Origin of the sequence: Streptomyces sp. CC208A (assembly GCF_030010625.1) — a bacterium.
In the GTDB taxonomy this organism is placed as follows: Bacteria; Actinomycetota; Actinomycetes; order Streptomycetales; family Streptomycetaceae; genus Streptomyces.
The window spans coordinates 58,104-77,648 of the sequence record NZ_JASCXN010000014.1 but is presented as its reverse complement, the minus strand read 5'-3'; the positions used below and the strand labels follow the sequence as shown (position 1 = coordinate 77,648).

Annotated in this window: 18 protein-coding genes; 5 read left to right on the top strand and 13 right to left on the bottom strand. The window is 73.1% G+C overall.

Translation table 11 applies throughout. The annotated features are described in order from the left end of the window. Positions 1-18: 18 nt before the first annotated feature. The 4 genes from QK442_RS17375 to QK442_RS17360 all read right to left on the bottom strand — a co-directional run bounded on the left by QK442_RS17375 (position 19) and on the right by QK442_RS17360 (position 4,037). Complete coding sequence (locus QK442_RS17375; protein ID WP_282694857.1) at positions 19-1,242, bottom strand: FG-GAP-like repeat-containing protein; 1,224 nt, start codon at positions 1,240-1,242, stop codon at positions 19-21. Positions 1,243-1,354: 112 nt separating this feature from the next. Further along, entirely contained in the window at positions 1,355-1,720 is a 366-nt protein-coding gene (locus QK442_RS17370) for a hypothetical protein (protein WP_282694856.1), read from the bottom strand. 52 nt (positions 1,721-1,772) lie between these two features. Continuing rightward, positions 1,773-2,732 carry an alpha/beta hydrolase gene (locus QK442_RS17365; RefSeq protein ID WP_282694855.1) on the bottom strand — a complete coding sequence of 320 codons (960 nt, stop codon included), beginning with the start codon at positions 2,730-2,732 and terminating at the stop codon, positions 1,773-1,775. A 615-nt stretch (positions 2,733-3,347) separates the two neighbouring features. After that, entirely contained in the window at positions 3,348-4,037 is a 690-nt protein-coding gene (locus tag QK442_RS17360) for a metal-dependent transcriptional regulator (RefSeq protein ID WP_282694854.1), read from the bottom strand. Positions 4,038-4,221: 184 nt separating this feature from the next. On the opposite strand from QK442_RS17360, the gene QK442_RS17355 reads away from it, so the two are divergent. Further along, on the top strand, positions 4,222-4,977 hold the full coding sequence (locus QK442_RS17355; RefSeq protein ID WP_282694853.1) for an SIS domain-containing protein: 756 nt from the start codon (positions 4,222-4,224) through the stop codon (positions 4,975-4,977). Between the two features lie 42 nt (positions 4,978-5,019). On the opposite strand, the gene QK442_RS17350 is transcribed toward QK442_RS17355, so the two are convergent. The 3 genes from QK442_RS17350 to QK442_RS17340 form a co-directional block, all read right to left on the bottom strand. Beyond that, positions 5,020-6,345: a PAS domain-containing protein gene (locus QK442_RS17350; protein WP_282694852.1), complete on the bottom strand. Its 1,326-nt coding sequence runs from the start codon at positions 6,343-6,345 to the stop codon at positions 5,020-5,022. Between the two features lie 104 nt (positions 6,346-6,449). Then, complete coding sequence (locus tag QK442_RS17345) at positions 6,450-7,112, bottom strand: response regulator transcription factor (protein WP_282694851.1); 663 nt, start codon at positions 7,110-7,112, stop codon at positions 6,450-6,452. Positions 7,113-7,139: 27 nt separating this feature from the next. After that, entirely contained in the window at positions 7,140-8,360 is a 1,221-nt protein-coding gene (locus QK442_RS17340; RefSeq protein WP_282694850.1) for a histidine kinase, read from the bottom strand. Between the two features lie 106 nt (positions 8,361-8,466). Between QK442_RS17340 and QK442_RS17335 the strand changes: the two genes are divergently transcribed. Next, a complete protein-coding gene (locus QK442_RS17335) occupies positions 8,467-9,411 on the top strand; it encodes an ATP-binding cassette domain-containing protein (RefSeq protein ID WP_282694849.1) in 945 nt (314 codons plus the stop codon). Positions 9,412-9,413: 2 nt separating this feature from the next. Beyond that, positions 9,414-10,163, top strand: a complete 750-nt coding sequence (locus QK442_RS17330; RefSeq protein WP_282694848.1) for an ABC transporter permease — start codon at positions 9,414-9,416, stop codon at positions 10,161-10,163. Between the two features lie 106 nt (positions 10,164-10,269). On the opposite strand, the gene QK442_RS17325 is transcribed toward QK442_RS17330, so the two are convergent. The 4 genes from QK442_RS17325 to QK442_RS17310 all read right to left on the bottom strand — a co-directional run bounded on the left by QK442_RS17325 (position 10,270) and on the right by QK442_RS17310 (position 15,153). Next, positions 10,270-12,264 carry a zinc ribbon domain-containing protein gene (locus tag QK442_RS17325; RefSeq protein WP_282694847.1) on the bottom strand — a complete coding sequence of 665 codons (1,995 nt, stop codon included), beginning with the start codon at positions 12,262-12,264 and terminating at the stop codon, positions 10,270-10,272. Positions 12,265-12,511: 247 nt separating this feature from the next. Beyond that, a complete protein-coding gene (locus tag QK442_RS17320; RefSeq protein ID WP_282694846.1) occupies positions 12,512-13,339 on the bottom strand; it encodes an ABC transporter permease in 828 nt (275 codons plus the stop codon). Beyond that, positions 13,336-14,340, bottom strand: a complete 1,005-nt coding sequence (locus QK442_RS17315) for an ABC transporter ATP-binding protein (protein ID WP_282694845.1) — start codon at positions 14,338-14,340, stop codon at positions 13,336-13,338. The genes QK442_RS17320 and QK442_RS17315 overlap by 4 nt, the downstream gene beginning before the upstream one ends. Before the next feature lie 3 nt (positions 14,341-14,343). After that, complete coding sequence (locus tag QK442_RS17310) at positions 14,344-15,153, bottom strand: ABC transporter permease (RefSeq protein WP_282694844.1); 810 nt, start codon at positions 15,151-15,153, stop codon at positions 14,344-14,346. A 130-nt stretch (positions 15,154-15,283) separates the two neighbouring features. Between QK442_RS17310 and QK442_RS17305 the strand changes: the two genes are divergently transcribed. Beyond that, positions 15,284-16,204 carry a winged helix-turn-helix transcriptional regulator gene (locus QK442_RS17305; RefSeq protein ID WP_282694843.1) on the top strand — a complete coding sequence of 307 codons (921 nt, stop codon included), beginning with the start codon at positions 15,284-15,286 and terminating at the stop codon, positions 16,202-16,204. On the opposite strand, the gene pdxH is transcribed toward QK442_RS17305, so the two are convergent. Next, positions 16,201-16,833, bottom strand: coding sequence for a pyridoxamine 5'-phosphate oxidase (gene pdxH / locus QK442_RS17300; RefSeq protein ID WP_282694943.1), 633 nt, complete (start codon positions 16,831-16,833; stop codon positions 16,201-16,203). The two genes, QK442_RS17305 and pdxH, sit on opposite strands and share 4 nt — an antisense overlap. Positions 16,834-17,072: 239 nt before the next feature. Here pdxH and QK442_RS17295 point away from each other — a divergent pair, with 239 nt between their 5' ends. Further along, entirely contained in the window at positions 17,073-18,173 is a 1,101-nt protein-coding gene (locus QK442_RS17295) for a citrate synthase 2 (protein WP_282694842.1), read from the top strand. Here the strand turns inward: QK442_RS17295 and QK442_RS17290 are convergent. Beyond that, positions 18,152-19,216 carry a 2-oxoglutarate and iron-dependent oxygenase domain-containing protein gene (locus QK442_RS17290; RefSeq protein ID WP_282694841.1) on the bottom strand — a complete coding sequence of 355 codons (1,065 nt, stop codon included), beginning with the start codon at positions 19,214-19,216 and terminating at the stop codon, positions 18,152-18,154. The two genes, QK442_RS17295 and QK442_RS17290, sit on opposite strands and share 22 nt — an antisense overlap. Positions 19,217-19,545: the final 329 nt, after the last annotated feature.

The window sequence follows — 19,545 nt, the reverse complement described above, 5'->3', positions numbered from 1 at the left end:
CCTTCACGTATCACCGGGTCAGAACTGGCCGTTCAGCCCGAACCAGGACTCGTCCTCCATGACGCCCGGCTGGAAGCCGTTCGTGGAGCGGCCGTCGTACGCGACCAGGAGCCCCGGACCGTTGCCCCAGTTCGACGTGTAGCGGCTGTTCGTGATGGTGGCCATGTCGGCGTAACCGTCACCGCTGCGGTCGCCGACCGCGAGGAAGCCGGCCATGGTGTTCCAGCCGCTGCCGATCAGGACGCGGGTGGCGAGGCCGCCGGTCTTGCCGGGGTACAGCCACAGCTTGCCCGTGGACGCCTCGCGGGCGAGGAGGTCGGCCTTGCCGTCCTTCGTCATGTCGCCGAAGCCGACGAGGGCGTTCATGCTGTTCCAGCCGCCCGTGCCGATCAGCTTGCGGGCGCCGAGGGTTCCGGAGGACGTACCGGGGTAGAGCCACAGCTTGCCGGTGGACTTCTCCACGGCGAAGAGGTCGGAGCGGCCGTCGCCGGTGAGGTCGCCGAAGGCGGTGAGGTGGTTCATGGCGTTCCAGCCGCCCGTGCCGATCAGCTTGCGGGCGCCGAGCGCACCGGTGCCGGTGCCGGGGTACAGGTACAGCTTGCCGGTGGACGCCTCGCGGGCGATCACGTCCTCCTTGCCGTCGCCGGAGAAGTCGCCGTGCCGGGTGAGGGCGTTCATCGCGTTCCAGCCGCCCGAGCCGACGAGCTTGCCGCTGCCGTCGCCGGGGAGGAACCAGAGGCGGCCCGCCTTGTCGCGGGAGAGGACGTCGGACGTCTTGTCGCCGTTCAGGTCGCCGAAGGCGGGCGCGGTGGCCTGCGGGTTCGCGTACCAGGAGGGGTAGGGCTCCCAGCCGCCGCACTCGCGCTCGGTGGCGACGAGGCGGACGGAGCTGACGCTGGTGCTGCCGGCGCCGCCCCACTCGGTGCCCGACGGGTTCGGGGCGATGGACCAGACGTCGCCCTGGTAGCCGAAGTTCGCGTCGTCGTGGAGGCAGGCGAACTTGCTGGTGCGGTTCGAGACCGTGCGGAACTGGTTGTCCCAGCCGCCGAGCGTGGCGACGCTCGCGTTGGTCTTGTACATCGTGCCGGTGGCGTCGTTCGTCTTCCACCCGCAGAAGTAGCCCACCGGGCAGTCGGCGGGCGCCGCCTGTGCGGGCGCCGCGCCCGCACCGAGCGCGGTCAGAGTGGTGAGGCCGAGCGCCGTGGCCACCGTGGCCAGGCGCCGGCGCAGGGGTATGCGCATGTGTTGCCTTTTGTCTTCCGTGACTTCGGTGTCCTGCCGTGGGCGACGCGGAGGCGTACCGCTCGACGCGCCGCGGGAGGGACCGTACCGCGCCCGGGGGGGCGGCGTTCGGTCAGGGGGTGGGGTCGGGGTCGCGCATGCCGGGGAAGCCGTAGCCCTCGGTCTCGTCCCAGTCGACGTCGAGGTCGTCCACGTGGACGTGCCACTCCGCTTCCGGGAGGGCGCGGCGCAGTTCGGTGACGGAGTCCAGTACGTGGATCAGGGCCGGGAGGAGGCGGTCCGGGTCGAGGAGCAGCTTCGTGGAGCCGGCCACGATCGCGTCCGGCTCGCCGCCGCCGTCTTCGTACAGGCAGAGGCTCTCCTCGTCCTCGTACGGGAACGTGGCCAGGTGCACGGCGGTGACGCGCTCGACGGCGGTGGTCTCGGGCGGGGTCAGGGGGGTCGGGCGGCGGGCGGAGTAATAGAGGGAGACGCTCACGGGGGTGAGCGCAGGGGGCGGGTACGACAGGGGGCCTCGGGTCGTTCGGTCGTCAGGGCGTCAGGACGCCCGTCAGGAAGGGGTCCACCGCTTCCGCCCAGGCCTCTGGGTGGGTGTAGTGGAGGAAGTGGCCGGCGTCGGGGATCTCCGCGTACGCGCCGTGAGGGAGGACGCGGACCATCTCCTGGGCCTCGGCGCGGCCCAGTTCGCCGTCGAGGCCCCGGACGACGAGGGTGGGGCAGCGGACCTGGGCGAGGGAGTCCCAGTGGGCGTCGTGGACCCAGGTCTCCCGGGAGGTCAGCATCTGGTCCGGGTCGAAGACGGGGTGCCAGCCGTCAGGGCGTTCGGTCATCACCTCGGCGAAGAAGGCGCCGCGCGCCGGGTTCGGCGTCTCCACCCACGGGTCGTCCGCGCCGAACCAGCGGTGCACGGCCTCCAGGGTCGGGAAGGGCGCCGGCCAGGTGCGGAACCAGTCCTGCCAGGCGCGCTGCGAGGCCGCGCCGAGCGCGGACGCCCGCATGTCGCAGATGACGAGGGCGCGGACCAGGTCCGGGCGCTCGGCGGCCAGCTGCCAGGCGGTCAGGGCGCCCATGGAGTGGCCGACGAGGGTGACGGGGGCGAGGCCGAGCCGCTCGATGACGGCCGCCGCGTCCGCCACGTACGCCTCGCGCGTGAACGGTCCCCCCTTCGGCTTCTCGCTCGCGCCGTGGCCGCGCTGGTCGAGCGCGATCGTGCGGTGCCTGCCCGTCAGGAAGCGTGCGGCGGAGGCCCAGTGGGCCGCGTGGCCCATCAGGCCGTGGAGCAGTAACACCGGGGCGGCGGCGGACGGAGAAGGGGGTGCCGGACGGTCCTCCGGGGACGAGGGCTGACGGGCGATGCTCACCGCCGCCGGGCGCGCGGTCGTATGGGCCTCGGGGCGGTCCGACCCTCTGCGGGTCTCGCCCTCGGCCGTGAAGTCCCAGGCCGCCAGCCGGATGCCGTCGGCTCCGGTGACGTCGAGTCGTCGCGCCATGATCTGGCACCCCCTCTTTCCCGTCGAACCCCGCCAGACTATCGAACCCGCATTCGAAAATGCGCTTCTGCCACGCAACACCCCTCGTTCGAGTGACAGGCCTCAAGGATTGGGGCGCGCTGCCGAGGGGAGATCTTCAACGGGAGGCGGACCGCTCGGGGAAAACGGTCCGAGGGGACCGACCTTGAGAGCTCGGGGCTCCAGGTCGGAACAGGGGAGGACAGGCCCCGGCGCCCCAGGGCGCCGGGGCCCTCTGCCGTCCGGGAGGGCGACGGACCGACGGGCAGATGGCCGACCGGCAGATGGCCGACCGGCAGGTGGCCGACCGTCACCTGGCGGGGCGTCACCTGCTGGGACGTCACCTCGCGGGCCGCCAAGGGCCGGAACGCCGTCGGGTGGCGCTCCGCCGCGCGGGACCTCGCCCTCTGGTCCGTTCGCCGCATGCCCCTCCCCTCTCCGCCCCCGTCACCACGTCTCGTATCAGCGTGGCACGCCAAGGGCGCGGGCGGGGCCATTCCGGCGTAAACGGGGCGCACGACGAGGGTCCCGGGGAAGCGGAAGGGGCGGTACGGGTCCCGTACCGCCCCTTCCCCGCGTCGCCCGCCGACGCTTCGCTCAGCGCTTCGCGACGAACACGTGCGCCGCGACCTCCGGGTCCAGCTCCGCCGCCTCGCCGCCGCTGCCGACGAGCACGCCGCCCGCCGACTCCGAGACGGACACGACCGAGCCGGGCTGCACGCCCGCCCGCCGCAGGGTGTACATGAGCTGGGCGTCCGTCTGGATCGGCTCGCCGATGCGGCGCACGACCACCGTCTTGGGCTCGCTCGCCTCCAGGTCCGCGAGCGACACCATCGAGTCGTCGAGGAAGGACTCGGCCTCGGCCTTCTCGCCCAGCTCCTCCAGGCCCGGGATCGGGTTGCCGTACGGCGACTCCGTCGGGTGGCGCAGCAGCTCCATGACGCGGCGCTCCACGGCCTCGCTCATCACGTGCTCCCAGCGGCACGCCTCCGCGTGGACCTGCTCCCACTCCAGGCCGATCACGTCGACGAGCAGGCACTCGGCGAGGCGGTGCTTGCGCATCACGCGGGTCGCGAGGCGGCGGCCCTCCTCGGTCAGCTCCAGGTGGCGGTCGCTCGCCACGGCCACCAGGCCGTCCCGCTCCATGCGGGCGACCGTCTGGCTCACCGTCGGGCCGCTCTGGTCGAGCCGCTCGGCGATCCGGGCACGCATCGGGACCACACCTTCCTCTTCCAGCTCCAGGATGGTGCGGAGATACATCTCCGTGGTGTCGATCAGTCCGGACATTCGTGCCCCTCGATGAGTCGTGCGCTGGCCCTGCACCAATTCTTGCGCATCGGGCCGACAAGCGGGCCGCCCCGCCACAGAGCGGGACGGCTGAGGAGGGAGAGGGTGCGCGGGGCGGTATTGACAGGGCAATGGTCCAGACCGCACCGTGATCGGCGACCTCGACGAGAAGGAGCTTCCTCACATGGGCGAGAGCAAGCTGGCGGGACGGTTCTTCGATGCGGCGATCGGGCTGCTCCAGAAGGTGCGGGACGAGGACGCGGCGGAGATCGCCGCCGCCGGGGCCGCCGTCGCCGGGGCCGTCGCGAACGGCAACCGGCTCTTCGCCTTCGGCGCCGGGCACTCCTCGCTGGCCGCCCAGGACGTCGTCTACCGGGCCGGCGGCTTCGCCCTGATGAACCTGCTCGCCGTCCCCGGCGTCGTCGGCGTCGACGTCATGCCGGCGACGCTCGGCTCCGCCCTCGAACGCGTCGACGGGCTCGCCGGAGCCGTCCTCGACTCCTCCCCCGCCACCGCCGGCGACGTGCTGTTCGTCGTCTCCCTCTCCGGGCGCAACGCCCTGCCGGTCGAGATGGCGATGAACGCCCGCGCGCTCGGCCTCACCGTCATCGGCGTCACCTCGGTCGCGTACGCGACGGAGACGAAGTCGCGGCACGTCTCGGGGACGTACCTGAAGGACCACTGCGACATCGTCCTCGACTCGAAGATCGACGTCGGGGACGCGGAGCTGACCCACGAGGGCATCGAGGCGCCGTTCGCCCCCGCCTCCACCGTCGTCACCAGCGCCCTCATGCAGGCCACCATGGCCGCCGCCGCCGAGGAGCTGGTCCGGCGCGGGATCGAGCCGCCGCTGCTGCGCTCGGGGAACGTGGACGGCGGGCACGAGTGGAACGGGCGCGTGATGACGGAGTACGCGGACCGGATCTTCTACCGGCGCTGACCCGCTTACCGGCACTGACCCGCTCTCGAAGCGTCAGAAGCGTCAGGCGAGCGGCGGCGCGTCCAGCGCCGCCGCCACCCGCGCCGCCACCGTCTCCGCGTAGACCGCGTCCTGCCGGTCGAAGCCGCCCCTGGCCGCCGTCCGCAGGAAGGTGAGGACGCCGACCGTACGGCCCCGGGAGCGCAGGGCCGTGCACAGCGCGTGCGCGGTGTCCGCCGGCCAGTGGCGGGCCGCCGCCCACTCCGCCGCTTCCCGGCCCGCGCTCACCCGCAGCGAACCCGCACGGTCCCACGCCTGGAGGGCAGGGTGATCGGAGCCGTACGGCTGCGGGAAACCGCCGCCGAGACCGTCCGCGTCCGGGGCGCCCGCCGGGGACGCCACCGCGCGGGACAGCCGACGGTCGCCCGCCACCCGGTCCACCAGGCCGTGGTCGGCGAACCCGGCCAGCGCGAAGTCGAGGAGCACCGCCACCGCCTCCGCCGGATCCGCGTACTCGGCCGCCGCCACGCCCGCCCGGTGCAGCTGGCTCCAGCGGAACCGGGTCCTGTCCGCCTCCCGCGCCGCCAGCCGCTCCTCCGTCACGTCCTGGAACAGCCACGCCACCCCCAGCGGCACCGGCTCCTCCGTCATCGGCGAGGCCAGCCGTACGAAACCGCTGCGCCAGCACCGCCGCCGCTCCCCGGCACCCGGGGCCGCCGCGAGGGTCACCCACAGGTCCGCCGGGGCCGGCGGGGCGCCTTCCGCGAGGACGTACTGGAGGGCGCCCTCCAGCTCCTCCACGCCCCGGGCGACGACATCGCCCAGGGGACGGCCGAGCAGGGTCGTACGGCCCGCGCCGATCGCCTTCGCGGCGTAGCCGTTGACGACGGCCGGGCGCAGGTCGGCGTCGATGAGGACGACCCCGTAGGGGGCGTCGTCGAAGAGGGCCTCGCTCAGGGCGATCGACCGTTCCAGGTCGATCTGCACGTGCACCTCGCTGAAGGCGCAGTAGACCCCGGCGGGACGGCCGTCGGCGCCCCGCACCCCCGCCGACTGGCAGCGCACAAGGACCCGGCCGCCGTCCTTGCGGAGCAGCGCCAGCTCGTGGACCTGCCGGCCCGGCGTCCGCATCGCCCCCATCACGCGGGCGAGCGTCTCCCCCGCGTCGGCACTGCGCGCCGCCCAGCCGTCGAAGCCCCGCCGCCCCACGGCCTCCGCCGCCGGCCAGCCGAGGATCCGCTCGGCCTCGCGGTTCCAGTGCGTCACCGTCCCGTCCGCGTCCAGCGCGCACAGCGCCGCGTCCATCCCGTCGAGCAGCGCGGCCAGCAGATCGGCCCCCGCTCCCGGTACGGAAGCGGTGTCCCGCGCGGACCCCGTGAAAGCACTCACCCGGCACTCCCCCCGGTCACCCCTGACGCAGGCCATTCAACTGGAACGTGACTCAGAACACACCGGGTTCGGCGAAACGGTTTCAGCCGGATTACTCCGGGGGCCTATGTCGGCGAGACGAAGCCCGACTCGTAGGCGGCGATGACCGCCTGGGTGCGGTCGCGGGCGCCCAGTTTGGCGAGGACGGAGCTCACGTGGGACTTGACCGTCTCGGTGCCGACGACGAGACGGGCGGCGATCTCGGCGTTGGACAGGCCCCGGGCCATGAGGCGGAGGACGTCCTCCTCCCGGTCCGTCAGATGCGCGCGGACCAGGGCCTCGTGGGCCTCGTTGGCGGGACGGTCCCGGGCGTGGGCCGCGGCCAGGTCGCGTACGGCCGCCGGGAAGAGGAGGGAGTCGCCCTCCGCGACCAGCCGGACCGCGTGGACGATCTCGGCGGGGCGGGCGCGCTTGAGGAGGAAGCCGTCGGCGCCCGCGCGGAGGGCGCCGTACACGTACTCGTCGTTCTCGAAGGTCGTCACCACGAGGATCTTGGGCGGGGGGTCGACCGTGCGCAGGACGGCCCGGGTCGCCTCGATGCCGTCCATGAGGGGCATGCGGACGTCCATCGCCACGACGTCGGGGCCAAGGCTCCGGACGAGCGGGATGACGGCGGCGCCGTCCGCGGCCTCGCCCACCACCTCGATGTCTGGCTGCGCCTCCAGGACGGCGCGCAGGCCGGCCCGTACGAGCGGTTCGTCGTCCACGAGGAGGACCTTGATCGACATCCCGCCAGCCTAGGGTCGGTTGAGCGCTCAGCGAAGCGGAAGGGACACCTCCACCCTCCACTCGCCGTCCTTCACGGCCGACCTCGCCTCGCCGCCCAGCAGCGCCGCCCGTTCGCGGATGCCGCGCAGGCCGCTGCCCGAGCCGGGGGCGGCGGGGGGACGGCCGTCGGGGACGGGGTTGGCGACCAGGAGGGCGAGGCGGGTGCCGTCCGCCGTCACCCTGACCGTGACGGGGACCGGGCCCGCGTGGCGCAGGGCGTTCGTCAGGGCCTCCTGGAGCATGCGGTACGCCTCCCGGGAGACGGGGCCCGGAAGGTCCTCCACGGGGCCCGTGATCTCGGCGTCCACCCGCGCGCCCGAGGAACGGGCGGAGTCCAGGAGGCGGGCGGCCTCGTCGAGGCCGGGGCTCGCGCCGGCAGGGCGGCGGCCGGTCTCGCGGAGGAGGAGCAGGACGCGTTCGAGGTCCTCCAGGGCGGTCCGGCCGGTCTCCTCGATGGCCGCGAGCGCCCGGTCGGTGAACTCGGGGTCCTTCGCCGCCCGCGCGGCGCCCGCCTGCACCACGGCCAGGGTGAGGGCGTGGCCCAGGGAGTCGTGGAGTTCGCGGGCGATCCGGTTGCGTTCGAGGAGCCGTTCCGTCCGGTCCTCCAGGGCCGCCATGCGCTCCTTCACCGAGGGGCCCAGGAGGCGGCGGGCGACCCGCGCGTCCAGCCGGCCGCCGGCGACGACCAGGCCGAGGAGGGCCAGGAGGGGGAGCGGGGCCAGGAACGCGGGAGCCGACGACGGGGTCAGGGCCTCCGCCACCGGCTCCTCCACCGACACGCCCGCCAGGACCAGGGCGCACTGGACCAGCCAGACCGACAGGAGCCAGGTCGCGAGGCCCGCCTCCAGCCGGAAGACCATCCACAGCGCCGTCCTGCCCCGGTCCGTCCACGACGCCGAGGGGGCCGCCGAGATGCCGGTGTCGCCGTCGGTCGCGCCCCGCACGCGCGCGTGCTTCCCGGGAAAGAGCATCAGGCGCGCCTGGAGGCCCTCGGCGCGGCGGGCCGACGGGACCAGGGCGACCGCCGCGACCAGCGGGACCGGCAGGGTCGCCACGACCAGCCAGTCCACGAGGGTCGGGGCGGACAGGCCCGGATAGATCAGGGCGACGGCGAGCGGCACGACCGCGCCGACCAGCAGATGCAGCCAGCGGGTGTACGTGACCGCGCGGACCAGGGGCCGGAGCGGCGTCAGGAACGGTGCGGGCATTCGGTGATCTTCTCAAGGGGCGGTCCCGCGCGGCTCCCCCGCACGGGGGAGACGGTCTCCACGCGTGGGGGATGGTTCGGGGCCGCCCGACGGCGAGAGTCGAGCCATGACCAGCATCGACGTCAAGAACCTCACCAAGGAGTACGGCGGCGGGCGCGCCACCCGGGCCGTGGACGAGCTGACGTTCCGGGTCGAACCGGGACGCGTCACCGGCTTCCTCGGCCCCAACGGCGCCGGGAAGTCGACCACCATGCGGCTCGTCCTCGGTCTCGACCGGCCGACCTCGGGCACCGCCACCGTCGGCGGCCACCCGTACGTGACGCTCGACGAGCCCCTGCGTACGGTCGGCGCCCTCCTCGACGCCCAGGCCGCGCACCCCTCCAGGACTGGCCGCGACCACCTCCGCATGCTCGCCGCGAGCAACGGCCTGCCGGCCCGCCGGGTCGACGAGGTCCTCGCGGAGACGGGCCTGGAGCCGGCCGCCCGGCGCCGGATCCGCGGCTACTCGCTGGGCATGCGGCAGCGGCTCGGCATCGCCGCCGCGCTCCTCGGCGACCCGGAGGTCCTGATGCTGGACGAGCCCGCCAACGGCCTGGACCCGGAAGGCATCGTCTGGATCCGCGGACTGCTGCGCCGGCTGGCCGCCGAGGGCCGTACGGTCCTGGTCTCCAGCCACCTCATGAACGAGACGGCCGCCTTCGCCGACCACCTGGTGGTCCTGGGCCGCGGCCGGCTCCTCGCGGACGTGCCCATGCGGGAGTTCATCGACGCCCACAGCCACGCGCGCGTGCGGGTGCGCACCGCCGATCCGGTACGTCTGCGGGCGACGCTCCTGGCGAAGGGCTGGACGGTCGGGGAGACCGCCGACCCCGACGGCCGGTGGATGGTCGAGGGCGCCTCCGCCGAGGAGATCGGGGCGGTCACCGCCCGCGAAGGCATCCCCGTCTTCGAACTCGCCGACGAGCGCGCCTCGCTGGAGCAGGCGTACCTGGCCCTCACGGCGGAGGCGGAAGCCGCCGAGTTCACCGCCCGTCCCCTGCAGGAGGCCTGACCATGTCCACCGCCGTCACCGTCCCCGCCGTCCTCCGCTCCGAGTGGATCAAGATCCGGTCGGTCCGGTCGAGCTTCGGCTCCCTGCTCGCCGTCCTCGTCGCCGCGCTGGGGGTCGCCCTGGCGGTCTTCCCCGCCATCGGGCAGCCGGAGGCGGAGACCGGCGAGATCGACCCCCTCTTCTGGATCTACTATCCGATGAACTTCGTGCAGATCGCCGCCATCGCCTTCGGCGCCACCGCCGCCTCCTCCGAGTACCTGAACGGCGCCCTGCGCAACTCCCTGGCGGCCGTGCCGCGCCGGACCCTCTTCTACGCGGCGAAGGCGGCGACGGTGGGCGCGAGCGCGCTCGTCGCGGGCGTGGCGGCCGGCTTCGTCATGTTCTTCACGGCCAACGCGTTCCTCGGGAAGTACGCCATCGGGATCGGCGACCCGGGCGCCCTGCGGTCCTGCTTCGGCGCCGGGCTCTACCTCGCGCTGATCACGCTGTTCTCGATGGGGCTGACCTTCCTGCTCCGCAGCGCGGTCGCGGTCCTGAGCATCCTGATCCCGTTCGTCCTCATCGTGTCCTTCGTCATCGGCGGCGTCTCCGAAGGCGCCGCCACCTGGCTCCCGGACCGCGCGGGCCAGCAGATCCTCTTCCAGTCCCCCCTCGGCCCCCTAGGCCCCTGGACCGGCCTCGGCGTGACCGCCCTGTGGACCGCGGCGGCGCTGCTGGCGGGGTGGTGGGCGATGCGGCGGCGGGACGCGTGAGGCAGCGGGTAAGCGCCTGTGGCGCCCCGGCCCAAGCGGTCACCGACCCCTGAGCCGCTGGTAAGTCCGGTCGGCTCCCGTCCGAACCTAAGACTTGGTCCGTCATTCACCAGAGGGTGAGTTGTGGACTGCACGCCGTTCGGGTGCCGGGCGCTCCAGCGTGGTCGCGCACGCGGCGCGGCTCATCCGGGGTTGCTCGGTCCCGTCGTGCGACGGTTCGGTGAGCAGAGGTCCCACGCTGACGCGGGACTGCCACGCGACCAGCACCCCGGGGGGTGTTCTGGCACGGTGTGGTTGACTCACGCAGGGCTTCTTCCAGCCCTTCTCCGTATGTGATCTGTGCGTTGCGCGACCAGGCTGAGTCCAGTCGGGCGGTCTTGGGGGCGTCGGAATCGGCCAGACCCACGAAGGCGGCCAAGGCGGCGGATACGAGGTCGCGCTTTCCGGCGAGGCCGCAGGCGGTGCACCGGTGTTCCCGGTCGCGGAGGGTCTTGGTGACGCGCTGGCCGCACAGGCAGTGCTGGGACAGGGCGGTGGACCAGGTGGAGGCGCGTACGAGCCTGCCGCCTGCGGCCTTGCACTCGGTCTCCAGGGCGGAGATCAGCATGCCGGGTGTGGTCTGGGACAGGCGTTTGCCCCATAGCCGGTACCAGGTGCGGATGTCGCAGTCCTCGACCACGAGCACGGGTCCGTGCACGGCGATGATCTCCCGGGCGATCTTCCGGGCGCGGTGGCGCCGGTACTCGGCGGCCGAAGCGGCGGCTTCGGCCTGCCGGGCACGCAGCTCCCGGTAGCCGGCGGAGAGCCGGTCGCGCCGGTACGCCTGCTTCGGCCTCCCATCGGACCGGGAGTCGCGGGCACCGCCCGGCACCGCCACCGTCCTGGGCCTCAGGCCCTTCCTGGTGCGGCGCTCGGCGCGCTCACGCTGCCGCTTCGACATGCCGTACTGCGCGGCGTTCGCGGCCCGGCGCGAACGCTCAAGGGCTCGCGCCCGGCCGCGCCGTTTCTTCGCGGCCTTCTCCAGCCGCGCCCGCTCCTGGTCGGTCAGCACGATCTCCGAAGACGCCGGAGCACCGTCAGCGGGGTCCAGCGAGGCGGGGAAGGAGACGACGGACAGGTTCGAGACGTTACCGTCCACCCCGCCGATCCGGTCCAGTCCGGCAGCGCGCTGCCGCATCTGCCGGACCGCCGGGGAGGCGTAGCCGGGGCCGAGGACCATCAGGTGCGCCTCGTATACCCAGCCGCCCGGCGCACCGGCTTTGCGGCGGCGGACGAGATCGACCTTGTGCCAGCGGACACCGGCCTCAAGGAAGTGCCGTACGCGGGCTTCCTGGCCCGGCCCCTGGGGGATGCGGACGGGCAGGACGAGGTCACCGCGCCTGCCGTCCGGGCCTCCGGCGAACACCACGGCGAGGGGTCCGGTGTGGTCCCACCAGGTGGCCTTGCGGGTGCCCTTGCCGGTGGTGACCCTGCCGTCCGGCTTGGCCGGTGTGGGCATCCGGTGCGGCTGCATCAGACCGTGCCGACCACCGCCGGTATAGGCCATCAAGTGCCCGTCCAGGGTGCCGACCAGGCGGAAGGTCTCCCACTTGCGTTCGGTGGTGTGGGAGCGGGCGCGGCCCGGAATGCGGGTGAAATCGTGCCACCGTCCGACCTTGGGGCGGCCGTGACGCTTGCCCGTGTTGTCGGCGAACAGGTGGCGGTCGACACCGTTCCACACCTCGTCGGCCATGTGCATCGCCAGGGCCTTGGAGACATGGTGCTTGAGATGCCCTGCTGCCTCCAGATGCCGGTACGCGCAACGTTCCAGGGCCTCACGGGACAGGCCCAGGCGCTGCCGTACGGCCTTCGCACCCTGCTCGTTCCGCTCGTGGAAGGCGGCCCAGTACGCATCGACCCTGGCGCGGGCGTCGCGCTGCACGGCCCGCTTGAGCGACCACATCGCGCCGAACAGCCTCTCCAGCCGGACGAGGTCGGCGGGATCGGTGACGGCCAGCGGCAGCACCATCACCGACACCATCCCGTCATCGGGTCTGGTCCACCTCGGAGCCTTGTTCTTCCCCCGGAACTTCTTCGACGCCCGGACAGCCTGCACCGCCATCACCCCCTCCCACCACTAATGAACCGACTTCAGGCAAACTACGCGATGAATCCGAATATGAGAAAAGAAACTGGAATAAACTGATAATCCTTCAGAATTTCTGGTCCCTTCGGCACCCGACAGGCGACGGAATGACCTGGCTCCGCCATGCCGCATGTCCGTAGCTTCGACAGCAGCCATGTCGGCTTTCCCTCCAGGAAGAGCCCTGTTGTCGCCGTCCTTGCTTCCGGGCCCCTGTCGCCGCGGCTCAGGCCATCGCGAGGCGGCCCGTGCGCTGGGCGCGGGCCTCGCCGAGCCGCAGGATCAGGGCGGCGGCGGCCAGGAGCAGGGCGCTGAGGGCGGCCAGGCCGGTGAGCGGGAGGGCCAGGTCCGTCAGGGTGCGGTGTTCCAGGAGGGCGCCGCGGAGGGCGACCAGGCTGCCGGTGAGCGGGAAGACCGCGCCGACGACCTGGACGGCGGCCGGGAGCGCGAAGTGGGGCAGCCGGACGCCCGCGACGAACCACAGCGGCTCGTCGAGGATCGTGTACAGGAACGCCGAGTCGCGCGAGAACACCAGCAGGCTGTTGAGGAACGCGCCCCACGCCACCGCCGGGATCAGCAGGGCCAGGAAGACCACCCCGTACATCCACCACGCGGACACCGACAGCGCGCCGAAGCCGGTCAGAGCGGCGACGGTGAAGCAGGTGAGCAGCCAGGCGTTCTGGAGCAGCGCACCGGCGCCGTTGGCGATCATGAGGGTGAGCCGGTGTGCCGGGGAGAGGAACAGCAGCTCCAGGGTGCCGGTGGCGCGTTCGTACGAGAAGTGCCAGGCGGACTGGACGAGCGAGAAGAAGAACGCGTACGCCAGGGTGCCGGTGGCGAGGAATGCGAGGAGGCGGTCCGGGTCGGCGGCGAGCGGCCAGTTCTCGGCGGCCCGGGAGGCGGTGGCGACCGGTCGCAGCGTGTAGTAGGTGGTGGCCAGTTGGAGGACGGGCCAGACCAGCATGGAGAAGGCGACGAGCGGCTGGCCGAAGAGGCGGCGGTGCTGTTTGAGCGCCTCGGCGGCGAAGATCCGCAGCGCGTGTCGCACGTTCATCCGGCCACCGCCTCGGGGGCGGGGGCCGGGGCCGCGACCGCTGCGGTGCCGTCCGCCAGGCGCAGGATCGCGTCCTCCAGGCTGGCCTCGGCGATCTCCAGGCCGCCGATGGAGCCGCCGGCCTCGACGATCGCCGCGGCCAGCGGGCCCGCCATGCCGTCGGGGTGGCGCAGGACGATCACCTCGCCGCCGTCCGGCAGCGGTTCGCGGGTCGCGCCGAAGCGGGCGGCGACGGCGGCGGTGGCCTCGCTCGGGTCGGTGACCGTGACCCGTACCGTGCGATGGCTGCCGGTCGCCGCCTTCAGTTCGGCCGGGCTGCCCTGCGCGAGGTGCCGGCCGCCGGAGATCACGTACACGTGGCCGCACAGCTCCTCGACCTCGGCGAGGTAGTGCGAGGTGAGGAGCACGCCGGTGCCGGTGGCGGAGAGTTCGGCGACGACCCGGCGCAGGTCGCGGGCGATCGGCGCGTCGAGGCCGAGGGTGGGTTCGTCGAGGAGCAGGTAGTCGGGACGGTTGATCAGGCCGCGGGCGATGGCGAGTCGCTGGGTCATGCCGCGCGAGTACCGCTCCACCGTGGTGTCGGCCGCGTCCGACAGGCCGACCAGGTCGAGGAGTTCGTCGATGCGGGGGCGCAGCTCGGCCTTGGGGACGTCGTAGAGCTGGCCGAAGTACCAGAGGTTCTCCCGGCCGCTCATCCGCGTGTAGACCATGCGCTCGCCACCCGCGATGAGGTTGATCCGGCGGCGTACGGCGCGGGCGTCGGCGACCGTGTCGAGGCCGTCGACCCGGACCGTGCCCGCGCTGGGCCGCAGCAGGGTGGCGAGGATCTTGATGGTGGTGGTCTTGCCGGCGCCGTTGAGGCCGAGGAGGCCGGTGATGCGGCCGGGCGGGATGTCGAGGTCGAGGCCGTCGACGGCCCTCTTGAGGGTACGGGGGCCGAAGAGGCCCTTGTCACGGACGGGGAAGTCCTTGCGGAGTGCGCGCACCTGGATGCCCGTCATCGGTCAGTACGTCCTTTCGGCGGCGCGGGCCTCGGCCCGCGGCAGGTACAGCAGGCCAAGGAGGAGGTAGGCGGCCGCGACGAGCACGCAGGTCCCGAGCCTGGGGAGGAGGTCGGCGAGCGACTGGCCGCCGGTGGTGGCGCCGTGGAGGACGTCCACCGCGGCGGTGGTGGGCAGGAGTTCGGCGCACCACTGGGCCCATTCGGGCAGGTAGGTGCGGGGGAAGGTGAAGCCGCCGAGCAGGCCGAGGACGACGAAGACGGTGTTCTGCGAGATGTGCGCCTCGCCCGCCGCGATCATCAGGCCGCCGAGGCCGACGGAGAACGCGAAGACCGTGCCGATCAGGGCGGCCGTTCCGAGGAGCACGCCGGCCGGTGAGGAGACGGGGATCGCGATCCCGAAGGCCGCGACGACGGCGCCGAGCGCCAGGAACTCGACCAGGCTGCCGGCCACGGCGAACGCGGTGAAGCCGGCGAGGTACGGGAAGCGGCCCGCGGGCGCGATGAACAGCGCGCCGAGCGTGCCCTCGCGCATCTCGGTGATGAGGGCCTTGGCGGCCCAGAGGATGAGCCGGACGGTGAACTGGAAGGCGACCGCTCCGACGGTGAGGTAGGCGAGGTACGCGGTGGTGCCGGTGTCCTCGGTGAAGTCGGCGGCGACGGTGCCGCCGCCGATGGAGTGGTAGGCGAAGGAGGCCAGTGCGATGGCGAGCGCGGCGGGCAGCACGGTGCCGACGGCGTACGTCCACGGGTAGGCGCGGCGCGTCGTCTGCCAGGTGCGCCATGCGGTGGCCCGGGCGACGGGCAAGGACATCCCCCCTGCCCATAAGGCGAGTCTCTTTTAGGAACTCGCTCGTGACGAGTGAGTTTCTATCGGGAACTGACCGTTTGGCGCAAGATAGGGACCAGAGGAGCCCCGAGGGGGCGAGAGGGAGACGAGAGACATGGCGCGAGCCGTACCCGAGCGCGACACCGCTTGCGCCGTCGCCCAGGCGGCCGCCGTCATCGGCGACTGGTGGAGCCTGCTGATCGTCCGCGAGGCCGCCCGCGGCCGGTACCGCTTCGACGAGCTCCAGCGCGAGCTCGACATCTCCCGCAAGGTCCTCACCGAGCGGCTCGGCCACCTCGTCGAGAGCGGCGTCCTGGAGAAGACGCCCTACCAGCAGGGACCGCCCCGGTACGAGTACCGGCTCAGTGCCGCCGGCCGCGCCCTGCTGCCCGTCCTGGTCTCCATGCAGGACTGGGCCGACCGCTGGGTCCTCGGGGACGGCAGCCTCACCGCCACCGCCGACGCGGACAGCGCCGAGGCGGTGCGCGTCCACACCCTGCCCGGCACCCGGCTCCCCCGGCTCTCCCTGCCCGCGCACACCGGCGGCGAGCTCGACCCGATGGATCCCGGCGCCGCCGCCACGGTCCTCTTCTGCTACCCGGCCACCGGGCGGCCGAGCCCGCTGCCCGACGGCTGGGCCGACATCCCCGGCACGGTCGGCTGCACGCTGGAGAACCGGCTGTTCCGGGACGCGTACGAGACGTTCACGGCGGCCGGGGTCGCCGTCCGGGGCGTCTCCACGCAGCGCCCCGACGAGCAGCGGGCCTTCGCCGCCGCGGAGGACATCCCCTTCCCGCTGCTCTCCGACACGGACACCCGCCTCGCGGCGGCGCTGCGGCTGCCGACCTTCCGGGCCGGGCAGCTGCTCCGGCTCAAGCGGCTGGTCCTGGTCGTGGACCGGGAGCGGACCGTGCGGCACGTCCAGTTCCCGGTCACGGACATCCCCGCGGCCGTGCACACCGCACTGGTCCTGGGGCGCGCCCTCGCGGAGGGCGGGGCCGCGCAGGGCGGGCCCTCCAGGGGCGGGGACGCTTAGGGCGCCAGCCGCTCCACGCTCCAGCCCTCGCCCCCGTCGCCGCGGACGTACCGCAGGCGGTCGTGGAGGCGGTTCTCGTGGCCCTGCCAGAACTCGACGGTCTCGGGGATCACGCGGAAGCCGCCCCAGGCCGGGGGGACGGGGACCTGTTCGGAGTCGGGGTAGCGGGTGGCCAGCTCGTCGTAGCGGGCCAGGAGCTCTTCGCGGGAGGAGATGACCGAGGACTGCTCGCTGGCCCAGGCGCCCAGCTGGGAGCCGTGGGGGCGGGTGCGGAAGTAGGCGGCGGTCTCGGCGCGGGGGGTGCGGGCGGCGCGGCCGGTGACGATGACCTGGCGGGCCAGGGGGTGCCAGGGGAAGAGCAGGGAGACGTACGGGTTGGCGGCCAGTTCGGTGCCCTTGCGGGAGCCGTAGTTGGTGAAGAAGACGAAGCCGGCCTCGTCGTAGTGCTTGAGCAGGACCGTGCGGGACGAGGGGCGTCCGTCGGGGGTCGCGGTCGAGACGATCATCGCGTTCGGTTCGTGGATCGCCGGATTGGCGGCGGTCTCCTTGAACCAGGCGGCGAACTGCTGGATCGGGTCGGGTGCGAGGTCGGCCGCGGTCAGTTCCTTGGTGCGGTACTGCTCGCGCATGTCGGCGGGGTCCAGGGCGTCGGTCACGGGGCCATCCTGCCGCAGCACCCCAGTTTGCCCGCCACGGCGGGGCGTCAATCCTCTGTCGCCGGATCGGCGGAGTGTGCCGGATGTCACGCTTCCCCGCATCATCGGAACCGTACAGACTCATGCGCTGGATGACTGTTGAGTCCCGCCAGCGACCGCCGGTCGGTTGATCGATCATCGATAAGAGACCATCGATTAGAAGGAGCCGCCTGATGTCCGACTTCGTACCGGGCCTCGAAGGAGTCGTCGCGTTCGAGACCGAGATCGCCGAACCCGACAAGGAGGGCGGCGCGCTCCGCTACCGCGGGGTGGACATCGAGGACCTCGTCGGCCACGTCTCCTTCGGCAACGTGTGGGGCCTGCTCGTCGACGGCGCCTTCAACCCCGGCCTGCCGGCCGCCGAGCCCTTCCCGATCCCGGTCCACTCCGGCGACATCCGGGTCGACGTGCAGTCCGCGCTCGCCATGCTCGCGCCGGTGTGGGGCCTCAAACCGCTCCTCGACATCTCCGTGGAGCAGGCCCGCGACGACCTCGCCCGCGCCGCCGTCATGGCCCTGTCGTACGTCGCCCAGTCGGCGCGCGGGCAGGGGCTGCCGATGGTGCCGCAGAGCGAGATCGACAAGGCCGAGTCGGTCGTCGAGCGGTTCATGATCCGCTGGCGCGGCGAGCCGGACCCGAAGCACGTCAAGGCCGTCGACGCCTACTGGACCTCGGCCGCCGAGCACGGCATGAACGCCTCCACCTTCACCGCCCGCGTCATCGCCTCCACCGGCGCCGACGTCGCCGCCGCCCTCTCCGGGGCGGTCGGCGCCATGTCCGGGCCGCTGCACGGCGGCGCGCCCTCCCGCGTCCTCGGCATGATCGAGGAGATCGAGCGGACCGGCGACGCCACCGCGTACGTGAAGCAGGCCCTCGACCGGGGCGAGCGCCTGATGGGCTTCGGCCACCGCGTCTACCGCGCCGAGGACCCCCGCGCCCGCGTGCTCCGCCGTACCGCCAGGGAGCTCGCCGCACCTCGCTTCGAGGTCGCCGAGGCGCTGGAGAAGGCCGCCCTGGAGGAGCTGCACAACCGCCGTCCGGATCGCGTGCTCGCCACCAACGTCGAGTTCTGGGCCGCGATCGTCCTCGACTTCGCCGAGGTCCCCGCGCACATGTTCACGTCGATGTTCAGCTGCGCCCGGACGGCCGGCTGGTCGGCGCACATCCTGGAGCAGAAGCGCACCGGCCGCCTGGTCCGCCCGTCGGCCCGGTACACGGGCCCGGGGCGACGGGACCCGCGTGAGATCGAGGGTTACGCCGACATCGTCGGCTGATCCTGCCGGAGCAGGAGGTCCGCGTGGTGGCGCGCCGCCACCAGCGGGTGGGCGCGGACCTTCCCCTTCAGGGCGTTGCGGCCGTACTCGGCGAAGAGCGGGTTCGCCGGGTCGGTGGTGATGCCGGGGGCCCGGTCGGCGTACGGGAAGTCGAGCGGGGCGATCCGGGCGTCGAGCCGCGGGTTGTAGAAGAACGGGACGGAGAACCGTTCCGTCGCGCCGGGCGGGGAGACCACCCGGTGGTTGGTGGCGATCAGATAGCCGTTCGTCGCGACTTCGAGGAGTTCACCGAGGTTGACGACGAAGGCACCGGGCAGCGGCGGCACGTCGTGGAACCTGCCGTCCTCCCGCTGCACCTGGAGCCCGCCCACCTGGTCCTGGAGGAGCAGGGTGAGGAAGCCGTAGTCCTTGTGGGCGCCGACGCCCTGGTCGTCGCCCTCGCCGCTGCTGCCGGGGTAGCGCACCAGCTTGAGCTGCGGGTGGGCGCGGGGGCCGAAGATGTCGTCGTAGAAGTCCTCGGGCGCGCCGATGGAGGCGAGCAGCTCGTGGAGCAGCCGCTCGGCGACGCCGCTGAGCCGGTCGATCCAGTGCAGGGCGGCGGTGCGCAGCTCGGGCAGCGCCTCGGGCCACTGATTGGGGCCTTCGAGCCACCAGTACGGGGGCTCCCAGGGGGCGGGCGCGCGGGCGGGCCGCTCGGCGCCGATGTCGAGCTGGTCGCGCCAGTCCCGGGCACCCTGGGTCCGCTCGTCGCCGACGCGGGTGTAGCCGCGGAAGTGCGGCGAGTTGAGGTTGTCGAGGGCGCGCCGGTCCGCCTCGGGCAGGGCGAAGAAGGCGTGCATGGCGTCGGTGAGGGCCCGGGTCTCGGCCTCGGTCACGCCGTGCCCGACGAGCTGGAAGAAGCCGACGTCGTGGGCGGCGGAGTGCAGCTGGGCGTGGAGCAGCCGGCGGGCCTCGGGGCCGCGGCCGGCGGCGGAGAGGTCGACGATCGGGAGCTGCGAGGCGTACGAGACGGCGGGGGTGGCGAGGGGTGCGCTGAGGCTCATGGATGCGTCCGCGGGTGTACGGGTCCCGGGGCGGCCGCCGGGGTGGGGCGGGGGCCGCGGGTGCCGGTCGACAGGGGTCGGTGGAGGGACCCCGCGGGGCGGGAGGGTGGTGCCCCTGGGGTCAGGCGGCGCGGCGACAGCTCATGCTCGTGACGCGGACGAAGTCCACGTGGCGGCGGCGTACGAGCAGAGGCATGCGACCAGCGTACTGCGGCCCGCCCGGATCGCCTGTGGCCCGCGTCACAGCGGATCGGAGGGGCCGGGGCCTGTTCAGGGAGGCGGCCCGTACGCGAAGATCGCCGCCTTGACTGTCACGCGCATGCCAATCG

Bases quoted from the DNA above. Each gene is read 5' to 3' on its own strand.
- QK442_RS17310 (WP_282694844.1), bottom strand. From the start codon at position 15,153: ATGTCCTTGCCCGTCGCCCGGGCCACCGCATGGCGCACCTGGCAGACG.
- QK442_RS17375 (WP_282694857.1), bottom strand. From the start codon at position 1,242: ATGCGCATACCCCTGCGCCGGCGCCTGGCCACGGTGGCCACGGCGCTC.
- QK442_RS17340 (WP_282694850.1), bottom strand. From the start codon at position 8,360: ATGCCCGCACCGTTCCTGACGCCGCTCCGGCCCCTGGTCCGCGCGGTC.
- QK442_RS17360 (WP_282694854.1), bottom strand. From the start codon at position 4,037: ATGTCCGGACTGATCGACACCACGGAGATGTATCTCCGCACCATCCTG.
- QK442_RS17355 (WP_282694853.1), top strand. From the start codon at position 4,222: ATGGGCGAGAGCAAGCTGGCGGGACGGTTCTTCGATGCGGCGATCGGG.
- QK442_RS17335 (WP_282694849.1), top strand. From the start codon at position 8,467: ATGACCAGCATCGACGTCAAGAACCTCACCAAGGAGTACGGCGGCGGG.
- QK442_RS17315 (WP_282694845.1), bottom strand. From the start codon at position 14,340: ATGACGGGCATCCAGGTGCGCGCACTCCGCAAGGACTTCCCCGTCCGT.
- QK442_RS17305 (WP_282694843.1), top strand. From the start codon at position 15,284: ATGGCGCGAGCCGTACCCGAGCGCGACACCGCTTGCGCCGTCGCCCAG.
- QK442_RS17325 (WP_282694847.1), bottom strand. From the start codon at position 12,264: ATGGCGGTGCAGGCTGTCCGGGCGTCGAAGAAGTTCCGGGGGAAGAAC.
- QK442_RS17320 (WP_282694846.1), bottom strand. From the start codon at position 13,339: ATGAACGTGCGACACGCGCTGCGGATCTTCGCCGCCGAGGCGCTCAAA.
- QK442_RS17290 (WP_282694841.1), bottom strand. From the start codon at position 19,216: ATGAGCCTCAGCGCACCCCTCGCCACCCCCGCCGTCTCGTACGCCTCG.
- QK442_RS17345 (WP_282694851.1), bottom strand. From the start codon at position 7,112: ATGTCGATCAAGGTCCTCCTCGTGGACGACGAACCGCTCGTACGGGCC.
- QK442_RS17330 (WP_282694848.1), top strand. From the start codon at position 9,414: ATGTCCACCGCCGTCACCGTCCCCGCCGTCCTCCGCTCCGAGTGGATC.
- QK442_RS17365 (WP_282694855.1), bottom strand. From the start codon at position 2,732: ATGGCGCGACGACTCGACGTCACCGGAGCCGACGGCATCCGGCTGGCG.
- pdxH (WP_282694943.1), bottom strand. From the start codon at position 16,833: ATGCGCGAGCAGTACCGCACCAAGGAACTGACCGCGGCCGACCTCGCA.
- QK442_RS17295 (WP_282694842.1), top strand. From the start codon at position 17,073: ATGTCCGACTTCGTACCGGGCCTCGAAGGAGTCGTCGCGTTCGAGACC.